Source organism: Paenibacillus radicis (ex Xue et al. 2023) (assembly GCF_024722015.1).
GTDB lineage: Bacteria > Bacillota > Bacilli > Paenibacillales > NBRC-103111 > Paenibacillus_S.
Genome location: NZ_JANQBD010000010.1, coordinates 21,125 through 35,393, shown reverse-complemented (window position 1 = coordinate 35,393; position 14,269 = coordinate 21,125). Strand labels below are relative to the sequence as shown.

General features: G+C 47.2%; 10 protein-coding genes. 1 reads left to right on the top strand and 9 read right to left on the bottom strand.

What is annotated here, in order from left to right:
* Positions 1-124: 124 nt before the first annotated feature.
* Together purU and NV381_RS14900 are read right to left on the bottom strand one after the other, a co-directional pair.
* Positions 125-1,018 (bottom strand): formyltetrahydrofolate deformylase, encoded by an 894-nt coding sequence (purU, locus tag NV381_RS14905; RefSeq protein WP_258214085.1) that lies wholly within the window; start codon positions 1,016-1,018, stop codon positions 125-127.
* 37 nt (positions 1,019-1,055) lie between these two features.
* Positions 1,056-2,180 carry a deoxyribonuclease IV gene (locus NV381_RS14900; RefSeq protein WP_258214084.1) on the bottom strand — a complete coding sequence of 375 codons (1,125 nt, stop codon included), beginning with the start codon at positions 2,178-2,180 and terminating at the stop codon, positions 1,056-1,058.
* Positions 2,181-2,372: 192 nt separating this feature from the next.
* On the opposite strand from NV381_RS14900, the gene NV381_RS14895 reads away from it, so the two are divergent.
* Positions 2,373-2,801 carry a DUF2621 domain-containing protein gene (locus NV381_RS14895; RefSeq protein WP_258214083.1) on the top strand — a complete coding sequence of 143 codons (429 nt, stop codon included), beginning with the start codon at positions 2,373-2,375 and terminating at the stop codon, positions 2,799-2,801.
* A 793-nt stretch (positions 2,802-3,594) separates the two neighbouring features.
* Here NV381_RS14895 and NV381_RS14890 read toward each other — a convergent pair.
* From NV381_RS14890 to NV381_RS14860, 7 genes are all read right to left on the bottom strand, one after another.
* Entirely contained in the window at positions 3,595-5,634 is a 2,040-nt protein-coding gene (locus NV381_RS14890; RefSeq protein ID WP_258214082.1) for an alpha-amylase family protein, read from the bottom strand.
* Between the two features lie 46 nt (positions 5,635-5,680).
* On the bottom strand, positions 5,681-7,138 hold the full coding sequence (locus NV381_RS14885) for a sulfatase (RefSeq protein WP_258214081.1): 1,458 nt from the start codon (positions 7,136-7,138) through the stop codon (positions 5,681-5,683).
* A gap of 93 nt (positions 7,139-7,231) precedes the next feature.
* Positions 7,232-8,818, bottom strand: coding sequence for an extracellular solute-binding protein (locus NV381_RS14880; RefSeq protein WP_258214080.1), 1,587 nt, complete (start codon positions 8,816-8,818; stop codon positions 7,232-7,234).
* Between the two features lie 58 nt (positions 8,819-8,876).
* Positions 8,877-9,797 (bottom strand): carbohydrate ABC transporter permease, encoded by a 921-nt coding sequence (locus NV381_RS14875; RefSeq protein ID WP_258214264.1) that lies wholly within the window; start codon positions 9,795-9,797, stop codon positions 8,877-8,879.
* A 12-nt stretch (positions 9,798-9,809) separates the two neighbouring features.
* Positions 9,810-10,667, bottom strand: coding sequence for an ABC transporter permease (locus tag NV381_RS14870; protein ID WP_419182271.1), 858 nt, complete (start codon positions 10,665-10,667; stop codon positions 9,810-9,812).
* Positions 10,668-11,493: 826 nt separating this feature from the next.
* A complete protein-coding gene (locus tag NV381_RS14865; protein ID WP_258214079.1) occupies positions 11,494-13,800 on the bottom strand; it encodes a helix-turn-helix domain-containing protein in 2,307 nt (768 codons plus the stop codon).
* Between the two features lie 197 nt (positions 13,801-13,997).
* Positions 13,998-14,177, bottom strand: a complete 180-nt coding sequence (locus NV381_RS14860) for a YjfB family protein (protein ID WP_258214078.1) — start codon at positions 14,175-14,177, stop codon at positions 13,998-14,000.
* Between the last annotated feature and the right edge of the window lie 92 nt (positions 14,178-14,269).

Below are 14,269 nucleotides of genomic sequence, written 5' to 3'. Positions count from 1 at the left end.
TGCACTCCCTCCCCCGATCATGAAGTAAAATAATACAAATTAAAAAGCGGACCCGCTCCCCCAGCTGCCTGCCGGGTTAACGAATCCGCTTTATATTATGAAATCGATAGGATGACAGCTTTCATTAATTAAAAACAACCGTCTTATTGCCATGCACAATGACACGGTCTTCTACATGCCACGATACCGCTCTCGCCAGCACAATCCGTTCAATATGCCGACCGATACGCTTAAGGTCGTCAACATTGTCGCGATGGCTGACACGCTGGACGTCCTGCTCAATAATCGGGCCTCCGTCCAGCTCCTCGGTCACATAATGCGCAGTAGCTCCGATGATTTTGACCCCGCGATTATGTGCTTGCGCATAAGGCTTGCCTCCGACAAAGGCGGGGAGGAAGGAATGGTGAATATTGATGATACGATTAGGGAAATGCTCTATGAATTTCGGCGTAATGATCTGCATGTACCGCGCTAACACCACTGCGTCCACTTGATCTACTACCAGCTCCAGCTGCTTTCTCTCCGCATCCGCCTTAGTTTCGGCCGTTACCGGAATATGGTGGTATTCGATGCCAAAGGATTCAACCAAGCTCCGCATATCGTTATGATTGCTTATTACCATCGCAATATCCGCTTCAAGATCACCCGCCTGCCACTGCCACAGCAGCTCCAGCAAAGCGTGATCTTCTTTGGAAACAAAGATCGCAAGCTTCTTCTTGCGTCCTGCACGATTGATGCTCCATTTCATTTGGAACTGAGCGGCGACGGACGCAAAATCCGTCTTCAGCTGCTCGCGTCGAGCATCCAGGTTTTCCAAATCAAACTCGATACGGATATAAAACATTCCGCCCTCGGGGTCCATCGTATACTGATCAGATTGCACGATATTCGCTCCATGCTCATATAAAAACCGGGAAACAGCGGCAACAATCCCAGGCTGGTCCGGGCAGGATACGAGCATCCTCGCGCGATTCTTCAGATCCTCCCGATTGCTTTTTATTGCTATGTTCGGTGTCATAATAGATTATTGCTCCTCATAGTTTCATAGATTGCTGCTACAGCTGGAATACCTTTTGACCGGCAAGCCATGCTGTTAAGCGGTGATTGATTTGTTCTTCGCTTAGCTCCGGGAACAAGCGATCCTCAGCAAGCTGATCGAATAAGCGTTCCATTGGCTCGCGTCCATCGGCTTTTTTCGCTTTGGCGTCGTTTTTCAGAACCTCCCAGGTTTGCAGCACATAGTCTCTCGAATGTACCTCGCGTTTATTGAAGAAATGGGCGATGCGCTCAACATCCTCCAAGAAATTGGAGCCAAAACGCTTCTCAGCCGTTCCGCTCAGCAGTGCGATTTCCGCCTCATACATTGGACGCTGCGTTTTATCTTCCTTGCCGATCCAAGGGGTCTCCAGGATGAGCGGCAAAGCTTTAAGCTTGTCATGATGCACAACCCGATTCATCGCTTCGAACCCGATCCACCCCGCTCCAACCGGAGCATGACGGTCCTTGCTCGCGCCCTTCGGATTTTTGCTGTCATTCAGATGCACAACCCCGATCCGATCCAGTCCAACGATTTTGTCAAAATGCTCCAATACGCCGTCCAGATCATTAACGATATCATATCCGGCATCATGAACGTGGCATGTGTCGAGACAAACGGAAAGCTTCCCGTTATCAGCAACCTTATCGATGATCGCAGCAAGCTCCTCAAAGCTGCGCCCCATCTCCGTGCCTTTACCCGCCATCGTTTCCAGCGCAATATTTACATTCGTATCTTTAACGCCTGCCAGCACTTCATTCAAGCCTTCGGCAATCCGATTCAAGCCATATTCAGCATCTTTTTCCGTGTAGGCCCCTGGATGAAGAACAATCTGCTTAACACCGATATAATCCGTGCGGCGAATTTCTTCTTGCAAGAAGCGCACAGCGAGCTCAAATGTATCTTCCTTATAAGAGCCTAAATTAATAATGTAAGGGGCATGAACGATTATTTCGCCAATGCCATGCTTGTCCATCAATGCTTTGCCTTCTTCAATAAATTGTGATTCGATCGGCTTGCGACGCGTATTTTGCGGTGCACCGGTGTAAATCATAAATGTAGACGAACCATAGGAAACAGCTTCCTCTGCTGCATTCAACAAACCTTTATCAGAAAACGATACATGAGAACCAATAGTAGGCATCGTAAAAGTTCAACTCCTTTGTTTTTCACACTATTTCTATTTTACTAGCATTGCCGGAATAAATCTAGAAATAACAAATAGATTCCACTTTTTCCTAAAAAAATCGCCTTATAATTGCCCCTTCCTGATACGACAGACTACTTTTGAAGAAGAACCAATTAAGGTATAATGGATTTAGAGGTGACATTAACGATGAACAATGCTTTTATGTGGTTTATATTCTTTTGGGTGTTTGTGCTCATTACCTTTATGTCCATAGGCGGTTTCTTCATGTTCCGCAAATTTATGAAGGTATTGCCCAAGGAAGACGGCAAATCCAAGCTCGACTGGCAAAATCATTACGTTGAATCATCCCGCCATTTATGGACGGAGGATTCCAAGACGTTTCTTAATATGCTCGTCGATCCGGTACCTACGCCATTTCGCGATATTGCACGCCATTCCATTGCTGCCAAGATCGGTCAGGTTGCACTGGAAAGCCATGCTGATCAGATCACGCAGGACCATTGTATTAAAGGATATATTCTGGCAACTCCCAAGCGGGATTATCGGAGCCTTACCTCATACTTAGACAAGCAGCAGGTCGATTACAGCGCATTTAAGCATCTGCTGAAAGGATAGCCGCTTCACAATCGTTGCACCATTTTGATCGCAAACTCCGCTGTACGGAAAATCGCAAGAGGCTGTCCCAAAGGGTATCAGTGAATGAATCAGTCTTAAAGGATGTACAAAGACGCCTCCAAAACCACCATGTAAGTGGAAATGGAAGCGTCTTTTTTGTAGGGAAATCCCCATCAGAGTGGGGGTTCGAAAATCGAAAAATGAGTCCGGCCCGCTTTTTGGATGTTACTTAAGTGATGGGGCGGCTGCTTTCAATCTAGAGGAGACCATGATTTGTCGGGGCCGCTGCGGAAGGAAAGAAAATAGATGGAAATTGTAACGCTAATCCAGCGTGGATATCGCCTGAAATCAATCTAACTGGAAAAACTAACTCTAATATAGATGAAATGGTGGATATCAGCCAAAATACGTAGAATTAGCAGGAGGAATTCCAGCTATAAGACTTGGAACGCTATTTTCGGAGTAACTAACTTGACATTTTCCTGATAATTGCACGGAGTGCGCCAGACTGCCATGCAATGCCGTAACCGAACCACGAGCCACGAACCCGATACCCGCGATGAGTACGCGCTGGAAAGCGACCTCATCTTATTCATCACTAAGAATACACAAGAATATGCAAAAAAGCCTTCAACTATTAAAGTGGAATTGAGGGCTCTTTTGCAACCATCTATTCAGGATAAAATGGTGGAGGGGGTGCCTCAAAATGACTTTTGGGACAGCCCCTTTTCACTACTATTTCCGGAATGAACCCCTTCATTGCACTCTTACTCAGACAACTGCTTTTTTCCGTCTAATATCGCATCTCCAGAACGCTGTGAATATGAAGCTTTGGCACAATGATTTGGATTCCATTGCCTTTTGAGTCTAAACTTAAATCCAAAACCGTCCCTTCCGGCCACTGAATGACCTCTCTAATTGCGGCATCATGAAACATTACTTTAACATCGTGCACAGGGGTTATCGATTCAATCGGATCATAAAATGATTGTTTACGGCTGCCTGAATGGCCATTATGGAAATTGATCAGATGAAGATAACGAGCCCCGTCCTTCTCCATCAGATTCACTTCCACAGTAGGCGGAACTTCAACGGTAAATGGCCTATCCCTATCGTATTTGTTCAACAAATTATTGACGATCCGCCGCAGCCAAAAGTGGTTGTTATCCCAATATATTGAAAATATAGGACCTGATATATACAATGCATCTCCAAGGCCAAAGCGGTTAGCGGTGATTGCCGGAAAATCACTGATTCTGCCCGCAGGTGGAATAGGGTGACGGAATGCTCTCTGCGGCGCCGGAACAGTTAACGGCCACTGTATGTAGCTTAAAGCTTCTGAAGCAGAAGCTTTCACCTTCAGAAACGGCCCCTCAACAAGCTGAGGGATCGCTGCGGTACCCTCCCATAGCTCAGTATTTTCGGTCATGTAGGCAAAAGGATATGGAGTTCTGTCCAGATAATCCACGCCAAGTACCTCGGCCAACAAGAAGTTGGTCCTCCCCCCGCCTCCACCTTGGTTCAAGGAAGCTTCCCCTGCCGCCAGCAGCAACCCCCCCCGACGCACGAATTCAGCAATCCTTTCAGCGGACTGTTGGTTTAACCGCACCGTTTCAGGCAGTACAACAACCTTATATGCCGACAGATCCGGAAAATCATCATTGAAAAAAATGTCAAACTGGTGATGCCCTTCAATCAGCATCTTGGCGGCACCCAGAGTCGCCGAGTCACCCTGCTCGAAATACCAGTTCTCCGTGTAGCTTCCAATCAGCGCTATATGCTTCGTCGCAGTAGAGCCGATACACAGCTGCTCCCTCTCCTCTACGAACGAAAAAGCGTCCCCGATAATATCGTATACACCGCTTTGAAGCTTGCCGCTCGGCAGCACCTGATCACCAATATTAATGACACCGCCGTTAGCCATAATTGTCGCAAACTCATACTTCAGCTGCTCCGCTGTTTTGCAGCTCATCAGCCCCCAGCCCTCCGTAAATCGTACGGTCATAATCTGGACCGGAACAGGAAGGCTGCGAACAAAGCGAGCTCGGATAGAGTGGCATAGAAACGTACCCGAAGCAGGCTGAGATTCCCATAGACCATAATCACTTGTCGCATTAATTTCTGCAGGCTCACCCATTTTCCAGGCACCGTTGCAGTTAACGAGCACTTCCGGACGAATAGCCTTAACGACATCGTAAATTTCCTGCATACAACGGGCGGCGGATTGCTTCGCAAATCCATTGACCAGCTTGGGGTTGGATGTGAGCAGTTCAGGCGTCAGCTCCATACTGTATTCTTCTGAAAACTTCTTTTGACAATACCGGCAGAAGCAATGGTGGTCCCACAGATAGGGAATATCGATCAAGTAACCGTCCATCGGATATTTCTCTGTAATTTCTTTGAGCTGCGGGATCACGAGCTCCTCACGATAAGGGCTGTTAATGCACGGAAGCTCCCATACCGTCCCTTTACCTCCACGTTTGTTCCCGTCCTTATCAATCTGATACCAATCAGGGTTGTGTTCTACGGCATAAGCATCCGTCCCTAAAGAATAGTAGGCAATCACCTTAATATTGTGTTTATGGGCCTCCTCCAGCACTTCTCCGAAAAAGTCCTGGGCAAGCCCGCTGTGCTTGTGACCTACTTGATTGTCGTAAAAGGCATTGCCGAAATGGCATTTCGTAAAAATACCGATAACGTTGACTTTTGCCCGGACAAACTCAGCTACGAAGGTCTCGGCATTAAAATCCTTAATCGCATCATAAGGAAATTCCGGCGTATGAAAATCGACATGCACCTGGCGTATATGACTGCTGAACCAATTATCTTTCACTGTTCAAGCTCCCTTCTCCTCGCTTACTTACTCCTCATTCACCTATCTATAAAACACTTCCCGCGTCATCGGGAACACTCTGCATATTGCGAAGCAGCCGGTTCAGCAGCTTCTCTTTCATTTCCGCTACTATGTCGCGGTATTCCGGATCATCAGCAAGATTCCGCTGCTCGTAAGGATCTTCCTGCAAATCGTAGAGCGAAATCCGATCGGGCGGCAAATTCACCGGCCGCCCGAAGGCCGGGCCATTATAAGGTGCCGCCTGCAGCTCCTTGCGCGTGTCCCGGGTCAAGTCGCCGTACATCAGCTTGTATCTGCCGTCATAGAGCATTTTATCGCTGCCCATCTCACAGAAGGCATCCATCCGATGAGTCTCCACATCCCCTGTCAGCAGGGGCTTCAAGCTCAAGCCCTGATCCAAATAATGGCTTGAGCAGCCTGCAAAATCACATACCGTCTTCCCGATATCGATAAGCTCGGCAATCGCATTGCTAGCTGCACCTTGCCTAATCCCGGGACCCGCGGCGATAAACGGAACATGAACGGAGCCCTCGTACAGATTGATTTTCCCCCATAAGCCATGGTCCCCTGCGTTGTCACCGTGATCCGAAGTATACAAGATGACCGTGTGATCCAGCTTCCCTGCTGCCTCAAGGGTGTCCAACACTCGCCCGATCCTGTCATCCACCTCCGTAATGCAGGCAGCATAAGCTTGCCACTTGGTGAGCTCACGGCGTCCGCCATCCCCTGCTGCACCTGAAGGAATCCGGTCTTCCACATTGACATCGCTTACATTTAGATCTCTATAGGCTTGCGGCGCATCATAAGGATCATGGGGCCCAACAAAACCAAGATGAAGATAAAACGGCTTGTGAGGTGAAACCTGCTCCAGAAATTCGCAAGCCTTGCGAGCGATGTAAGCATCCTGGGTAAATTCCTTATCCCAGGGCCATGCCTCCTCCGGCTGCATCGTAGCGTTCCCCTGCCGGAACCGGCCGGTCCAGCTTCTGTAGGCTTCGAGCAGGCCCTGCTCCCGCAGAAAGCGGGTGTATTGGCATTCGCAGCCGATGCTGCCGCTGCCCATCTTGCCTGAGGTTTCGTGCACATGCTCGAATCCAAGTGTTTGAACATCCGCTTCATGTGCGATAAAATCGCCATCCCAAACATGGACATGATGATGCAGTTTGCCGATCATCGCCGTGTGATAGCCATTCCCTCTCAAGGCATGCAGAAACGTCGGGATCTGCGGATTTATCGCATGGCGGTTAGTGAAGCAGCCGGTATTCATTGGATACCGGCCTGATGTGATCGCAATACGTGAAGGAACGCAGAGCGGGGCATTGCAATAAGTCCGGTTAACCATTGTTCCGCGAGCCGCCAAACGGTCCAAATTCGGGGTCTTAATTGATTCCTCGCCTGCACAGCCCATATAATCCCAGCGGTGATGATCGGATGTAATCAGGATCACATTAGGCTTCACTCCTGCTCCTAAGCCATTTTCCAAGAGATTCGCTCCTTTGCAGTTGTTTTGAAAGCATGCTTTCATTTACGGTTTTTAATGATTCCTTCCACAGCAGCACCGCCTGAGCTTTACATATCACTTTTTCGTAAATTTGGCATATTCCGCGTTTAATTCCTCAATGATCTTGTCTCCCCCGCTGCTCTTCCACTGATCGATCGCCTTCTTCCAGCCAGCATCGTCCACCTCTCCATAAATGTATTTGACACGTGCATCATTTATTAATTTATCCAGCTCGCTGCCCTTTTCGATCTGTGTATTCGAGACAAGAGGCAGAGTCGGGTTAGCTACGGCTATAGATGTGTTTTCCACATACGTTTTATTTACCTTCTCATCCATTGGAGAACCCGTCATGAGCTTAGGCTTCCAATCCGTGATCAGCAGCTCAATGACTGATGTTACTTCTTCGTCGTACAGCTTTTGATCGAGTCGAACGGGCTTGCCGTTTTCCATTTTATAATGCCGCCCTTCAATGCCATTAACGAGCAGCTGCTCCACCTTTGGATCAGATAATTGATTGATAAACTCAAGCGTATCCTTCAGCTCACTTTCCGATTTAATGCTTGATTTGGGGAACATGTACATCCCGTTAAATCCATTGGAGGCAAACACCCTCTCCCCCTTAGGCCCTTTGATGCGTGTGACAAAGTCCAGCTTCGCATTCGGGTTAGCCTGATATAAGGCCGCCCAGTTAGGAATAGTAGCATGAGCGACAACCGCCGGATATAGACCCGCCTTTTCCTTGGCAATCGCATCCCATGCCTGCCCTTGTTGAATGGCTGCGAAGTCCTGGTTCATCAGCTTTTCGCTGAACATTTTACGGTAAAACTTCATAGCCTCCATATACTCATCCGTGGTGAAATCCGGGAACAGCTTACCATCCTTTACCCCATAACCGTTAGGAGCCCCAAACCAGGCGAGAGCGTTGCCGAAGCCTTGTTGGCTGAGCAGCTTGGGCATGAATTCGACCAGCCCGTAGGTATCTTTTTTACCATTCTTATCCGGGTCCTGCTCCGTAAATGCTTTGGCCATTTGATAAACATCATCTATCGTCTCCGGCGGCTTCATTCCCAGATTGTCCAGCCAGTCTTTGCGGTACAACAGCATCTGCAGGCCAAGCGGACGCTGATGCGGCATGCCGTACAGCTTCCCATCGATAGAGGCGTTGTAAGTCGTTTGCTCGTTGTACAAGTTTTTTAAATTCGGATAGTCCTTCAGGTAACCGCCAACTTCCCAGAACATATTGGAGCGAACACCGGATAGAATCGTAGAAAGCTTGTTGTTTTGCACATTCATTACCATCGGAAGCTGGCCCGAGGCTATAGTTGCATTCACCTTATTATCATAAGCAGAGTTCGGAACCCAAGTAATATCCAGCTTCGTATTGGTCATCTCTTCAATCTTTTTGACCATAATGTTGTCTTTCTTAGGCGGCTCGGCGAAATAATACACCATCATCAGGCTGATTTTCTTAGGCTCCTTAGCTTGTTCTTTAGGCGGAGTTTTCGTCTGCTGTGCATTAGCGTCTACGGAAGGCGTACCTTTATCTGCCGCTTTCCCACCACCCGCGTTGCTCCCTCCACTACAACCTGCAAGCAAGCCTGCAAGCACAATAACTGGACTGATATAGCCTATGCTTTTGGACAAAAGCTTCTTCTTGTTCATTTCGCTTTCCCTCCATAAATTAAATTGAACTTACATTTGAACCGGACTTTTAAACGACTCAACCTTTAACCGATCCCAGCAAAATCCCTTTGGTAAAATGCTTCTGCAAAAAAGGATACACTATCAATATAGGAAGTGTGGAAAGGACGATCATGGCCATGTTCACGGTTTGTGCTGGAATGTTAAAGCTGTCCTGATTTGATTCACCGAGACCTCCCTGAGATAAAATGATCAGCTGCCGAACCAGAACCTGAAGCGGCCATTTCTCAGTGTCGTTAATGTACAGGATGGCTGTAAAATAGCTGTTCCAATGGCCTACCGCGTAAAACATGACGAAGGTGACAATGACCGGCAACGAGAGGGGGATCACTATACGGAATAAAATACCCAGATCATTACAACCGTCCATTTTGGCCGACTCCTCCAAGCCTTCAGGCAGCTGTTGGAAAAAGTTTTTCATAACTATCAGGTTGAAAGCGTTAATCGCCCCGGGAATCATCAATGACCAATAGCTGTCCAGCAGCCCCATCGTTTTGACTATCAGGAAGGTTGGGATCATCCCCCCGCTGAACAGCATTGAGAAAATGACCATTAGCAGGATAGGCTGCCGCCCCTTCAATTCTTTGCGGGCTAACGCGTAAGCCATCAGCACAGTAAACAAAATATTAATGAAAGTGCCGACCGCCGTAATATAAATGGAAACCCCTAACCCCCGAATAACCGCCTCGGAAGCCAACAAATAGCTATAAGCGTCTAACGTCAGGCGGGAAGGAATAAGGACAAAGCCTTGTTTAGTTAACTCGTCCGCCGGTGTCAGGGAGCCTGCCAAAATATAAAGAAACGGAATGATCGTTGCAATCGCGAACAGTGTCAGCAGCAAGTAATTGATCCCATCGAACAACAGGCTGCCCACCGATTTGCCACCTTTTCGTTTTACCGCGATATACGGCCTCTGCCCGGTCTTAGCTTGCTTTTGCATAGTTTCCACCCGTTAGTAAACTCCTTCCTCCCCGAACCTTTTGGCGATGTAATTCGCACTCAGCACCAAAACGAGTCCGATCACGGATTTGAACAATCCAACAGAGGTGCTGTAGCTGAAAAGCCCCTGCTGGATACCAATGCTGTACACATAAGTATCGAATACTTCCCCTACCTGACGGTTTAGCGGGTTTAACATCAGAAAAATTTGCTCAAAACCGGTGTCTAGAAAGCTCCCCAGACGAAGAATTAACAAAATGATGATCGTGCTGCGGATGGCCGGGAGTGTAATATGGTACAGCTGTCTAAGCCGATTGGCGCCGTCCATGTGTGCAGCTTCATAAAGCTGTGGATCAACCCCGGCTAGTGCTGCGAGAAAAATGATCGTTCCCCATCCGGTTTCCTTCCACATCAGCTCCGAAACGACCATCGTACGGAACCAGGCTTCACTAACAAGAAAGTTCAATTTCTCCCATCCAAGTGCTGCGATCCACTCATTTACGATACCGCCCTCTGTTGTGAAGAAGATATAGGCGATTCCGACTACAACGACCCATGAGATAAAGTGGGGGATATAGATAAGTGTCTGCACCGTACGCTTAAACAGCTCTTTTCTCACTTCATTGAGCATCAAAGCAATCACTATAGGCAGAGGGAAAAAGAAGACCAGGTTATAGAAGGCAAGCACGAATGTATTGCGAAACAGCATCCAAAAAACCGGATCTCCAAAAAAACGTTCAAAATGCTTCAACCCTACCCATTTACTAGCTAAAAAGCCCTGAAACACCTGATAATCTTGAAAAGCAATCAAAACTCCCCACATCGGTATATATTTGAAGATGACAAAGTAAAAAAATCCGGGTGCCAGCATCAAGTACAGCCAGCGATATTTGGATACATAAGAAAGCAGGTACAAACGATCCAATGGGTTAACCCCTCCATTCTGCATTAGTGAGCCGCTTGCCATCAATATAGAGGCTCCCGCCTGTAACGTCTACAATCTCTAGAGATCATTCGAGTCTACGGAGGGAGCAATAATCATCTGAGATCATCTAATCATTTGGGTATAAATGCAGCGGTAGCGCAGAGGGGAGCGCAGTTACATATGAACACCCCATCCAGGTGCTTGTCTAATCCCCTACATTTGTGCGTTGGGAGGGAATTGGGTATGGGTTCCAACCGCTGTTGAAATCGTATGCTATGAATTTATTTAGCGGTACACATACGATTTCAAAGGCGGACGCTGTCGCTTTTCTACCCCATACCCATTCCCTCTTTTGTTCTACTCGGTCTGTGCTGCTTCCTTATTCTCCAGTGGGGAATGGACATTCAACCCGTTCCTCGATAATCGATCTGCTCTGTAGGGATCGTTCGCTCAGACTCAAGCTCTTAACGGAACGTCATTCCTCTATTTGCCCTGCAAACCATCAAATTCATAATTACACGGAACTACAATGCTTTATTTCATCTCCGCCCGGCTCGAAATGCCCCGTTTCAAGCAAATAAGTGATCAACGTTCCGTCTCACTTGAATAATCGCGTCTGCATAGCTAATTAACGCACTCCAGTTCCTTTAGCCTGCCGATTAGGTGGTAACTAATTGAACGAAGCCAAATACGCTCCCGTTCAACAGAAAAAAATCCGCACATAGCATACATGCGGATTCCTCCTATCTTCTTATTGGACCTTCATCATTCGTCACATCCAGGTTTTATACTGCTCCCGGTACTTGCCTGGGGTCATGCCTTCCATTTTGCGAAAGTAGCGGATAAAATTCTGGGCATTGTTGTATTGCAGCCTTTCCGCTATTTCATTTATTTTCATTTGCGTCTGGGTCAGCCATTTCTTGGCTGTTTGAAGCCTATGTGCCGATACATATTCGCTGAAGCTGACCCCCACATCACGGCGGAACACCCTCTTCACATGGCTTGGATGAAAATGCAGCCGCGCCGCACACGCCTCAAGCGTCAAGTCCGTTTCGAGCGACTCGTGGATTATTTTCAGCACCTTATCGGTTATAGTTGTATCCTGAGCTGCTCTTGCTTGCTCCACCGCTTCAACAACCTTGCCGATAATGTCTTCACGAAACCAATGCTCGATATCGGATGCTGAATTCATTTCAAGCAGTCTTTCAAAAAGCGATTGATGCCTTTCACCCGCGAGATCCCAAGTAACTCCCATTTGGTTAGCCAAATCGATCAATTCGATGAGAAGCCTTGCAGAAAAAACCTGATAATCCTGATGGGTGCATTCCTTGGAAAAAACATCCTTAATAAATTGGCTGAGCAGTTCGTCAACCCTCTCGATTTCCAACAGTTTAATTGCATCCAGCATATCCCCGACGATAGCTTCCGGATAATTAGGCTTAACACGCTGGACCGGCTGTTGATCCTCAATAAAAATAACCGCTTCCTGCCCTATTCTCATCCGGTATTTTAACGCTTCCAGACCTTCCTGATATGCTCTTGGCATATCGCTCCACTTGGAGTACGGCCGGCTGACGCCGATACTGATTTTGAGTCCGAGGAAGCCACGAATTGTAGCCTGGATGTTTTCTGCCGTCACATATAGGCTGTTTTTAAACGCCTCCCTGTCGTCCGTATCGCTCCCAACCAACGTGACCTGAGACGGATGAATCAGAATCGGGCTCAGCCTGTTTTCTGCAGGTATGATGTCGCTAATCATATTATTGATAGCGAATAGCAATAAATCTTTATCCGATTCGCGAAATCGGCAGCCCTCGAAGGTGTCGATTTGGGTGACTAATACAGCTTTGGTTTTCCAAGCGGATGAAGAATGAAACATTTTCAGGCTTTCACTAATATCTGTCGTCATAACCTCACCTTGAAGCAGCTTGACAACAAAATAGTCCTTCAACTGCTGAAGATGTCTCTGCATTTGCGTTTCCATTTGATTTTGCGTCAGCTTCATCGTTTGGAAGCGTTCGCTGATAAACTGGAATTCGTCCTGCGTTCTCAGATCACTTAGAGGAACAGAGCCTGGATCGGATGCTCCCTTGACAGCTTCATACAGCTTGAGTATCGGACGGTACAATCTCCTAGAGTGCAGGTAAGTGATAATAGAAGCAGCCGCAACAATGCCTAAACAAATCAGAAATGTAATCCAGCCGATGGCTCTCGATTCGCGGGTAACCTCAACAATGGGCGCCATGGTAACATATTTCCAATCATTATATGAAGATCGAAGGAGGTTAACGGACACATCCTTGTCCATCCATACCGCCTTGAATGTGTTCGGAGGGTTTGGTTGATTCATAATATTGCCAAGCGGTTCATCCATGGGAAAGTGCTGTCCATTTATGGAGCCATCCGGACTGGACAAGACGGTATTATTTTCATCCAAAACGTAGGTTTTGCCGCCTCCCGGAATATTTTCAACTAATTTGCTGATTTCACCTGATGCGATTTTTATAACGACTACCATTGTGGGAGCTTGAGAATTTAAGGGCAGCTTGCGGATCAAATGAATACCGTAGCCTTTCCCGATCGTTGAGGTTAAGGGATTGTTGGAGAATGAGGCAGACCAGAAGGAGTTTTTACTGTTTTTGATATATACCATATCCATATTCACTGCATAGTCGTCAAAACGGTACATCCCGCTATTTTCAATAATCCACTTTTGCGACATGTTAATGAGCTGAACATCTTGAATCCCCAGATCATAAGATTGAATACGCTGCATGTACTCACGAAGCTCCTGAATCATTTGAAACTCACGGTAAGAAAGCTCGCGTTCCAGGGAGTTATTTACCAATGGCGAAGTGACCAGCTGCATCGATGCGGCATCGACCGCTTTCAGAAATTGCTCAACGCGAAGTTCGGTTTGCAGCGTAATCTGCGAGTTGCCTTCATTTACTTTCTGCAGCGCGATGCCAGATGACTTGTAGTAGGAGAAGCTCCCCAGCACAATGACGGGAAGGATGACAATGAACACGCTGTACCAAAACAATCGCGAAAAATATTTGGACAGCAAAATAGTTTTCATGTCCGTTCCCCGCCCTTCGAATTTACAAACAATTTCCACTGATAATATGTATTTATTATAACAAGAAAGCTTGGTGGAATTGAATATGATTTATGTATGTAAGCCAGTTACTTTAAGCGTGAATCAGCTTAATTGCCAAAGAGCCTGAACCCTTTGTTTCCAAGGGGTTCAGGCTCTTTGGGTGGTTCTGAGGGACATTAAATTTTAATGTCCAACGACTTGCCCAGGTGAGGATGCTGTGCGGCAGCAAAATCCTGCAGCATCACTGCCGCTTGGGCTGCTTGAGTATCCTGCACCTTGTTAAGCAAGGTGATTCCAACCGCCTGCTGAAGGGCATCTCCGCTGCTCACGGCGGCCAAAGTGCTGTTGATTTCCATTGTCATCACTCATTTCTTTTTCTGGATGCATACCAAGGGATAGCAAAGGGTCCACACTTTATTATCGGCTGCGGTATCCCGACTCTTTATAG

What these genes read in the sequence shown, in the direction of transcription:
- purU (WP_258214085.1), bottom strand. Translation starts at nt 1,018, where the DNA reads ATGACACCGAACATAGCAATAAAAAGCAATCGGGAGGATCTGAAGAAT.
- NV381_RS14900 (WP_258214084.1), bottom strand. Translation starts at nt 2,180, where the DNA reads ATGCCTACTATTGGTTCTCATGTATCGTTTTCTGATAAAGGTTTGTTG.
- NV381_RS14895 (WP_258214083.1), top strand. Translation starts at nt 2,373, where the DNA reads ATGAACAATGCTTTTATGTGGTTTATATTCTTTTGGGTGTTTGTGCTC.
- NV381_RS14880 (WP_258214080.1), bottom strand. Translation starts at nt 8,818, where the DNA reads ATGAACAAGAAGAAGCTTTTGTCCAAAAGCATAGGCTATATCAGTCCA.
- NV381_RS14875 (WP_258214264.1), bottom strand. Translation starts at nt 9,797, where the DNA reads ATGCAAAAGCAAGCTAAGACCGGGCAGAGGCCGTATATCGCGGTAAAA.
- NV381_RS14870 (WP_419182271.1), bottom strand. Translation starts at nt 10,667, where the DNA reads ATGCTGGCACCCGGATTTTTTTACTTTGTCATCTTCAAATATATACCG.
- NV381_RS14865 (WP_258214079.1), bottom strand. Translation starts at nt 13,800, where the DNA reads ATGAAAACTATTTTGCTGTCCAAATATTTTTCGCGATTGTTTTGGTAC.
- NV381_RS14860 (WP_258214078.1), bottom strand. Translation starts at nt 14,177, where the DNA reads ATGGAAATCAACAGCACTTTGGCCGCCGTGAGCAGCGGAGATGCCCTT.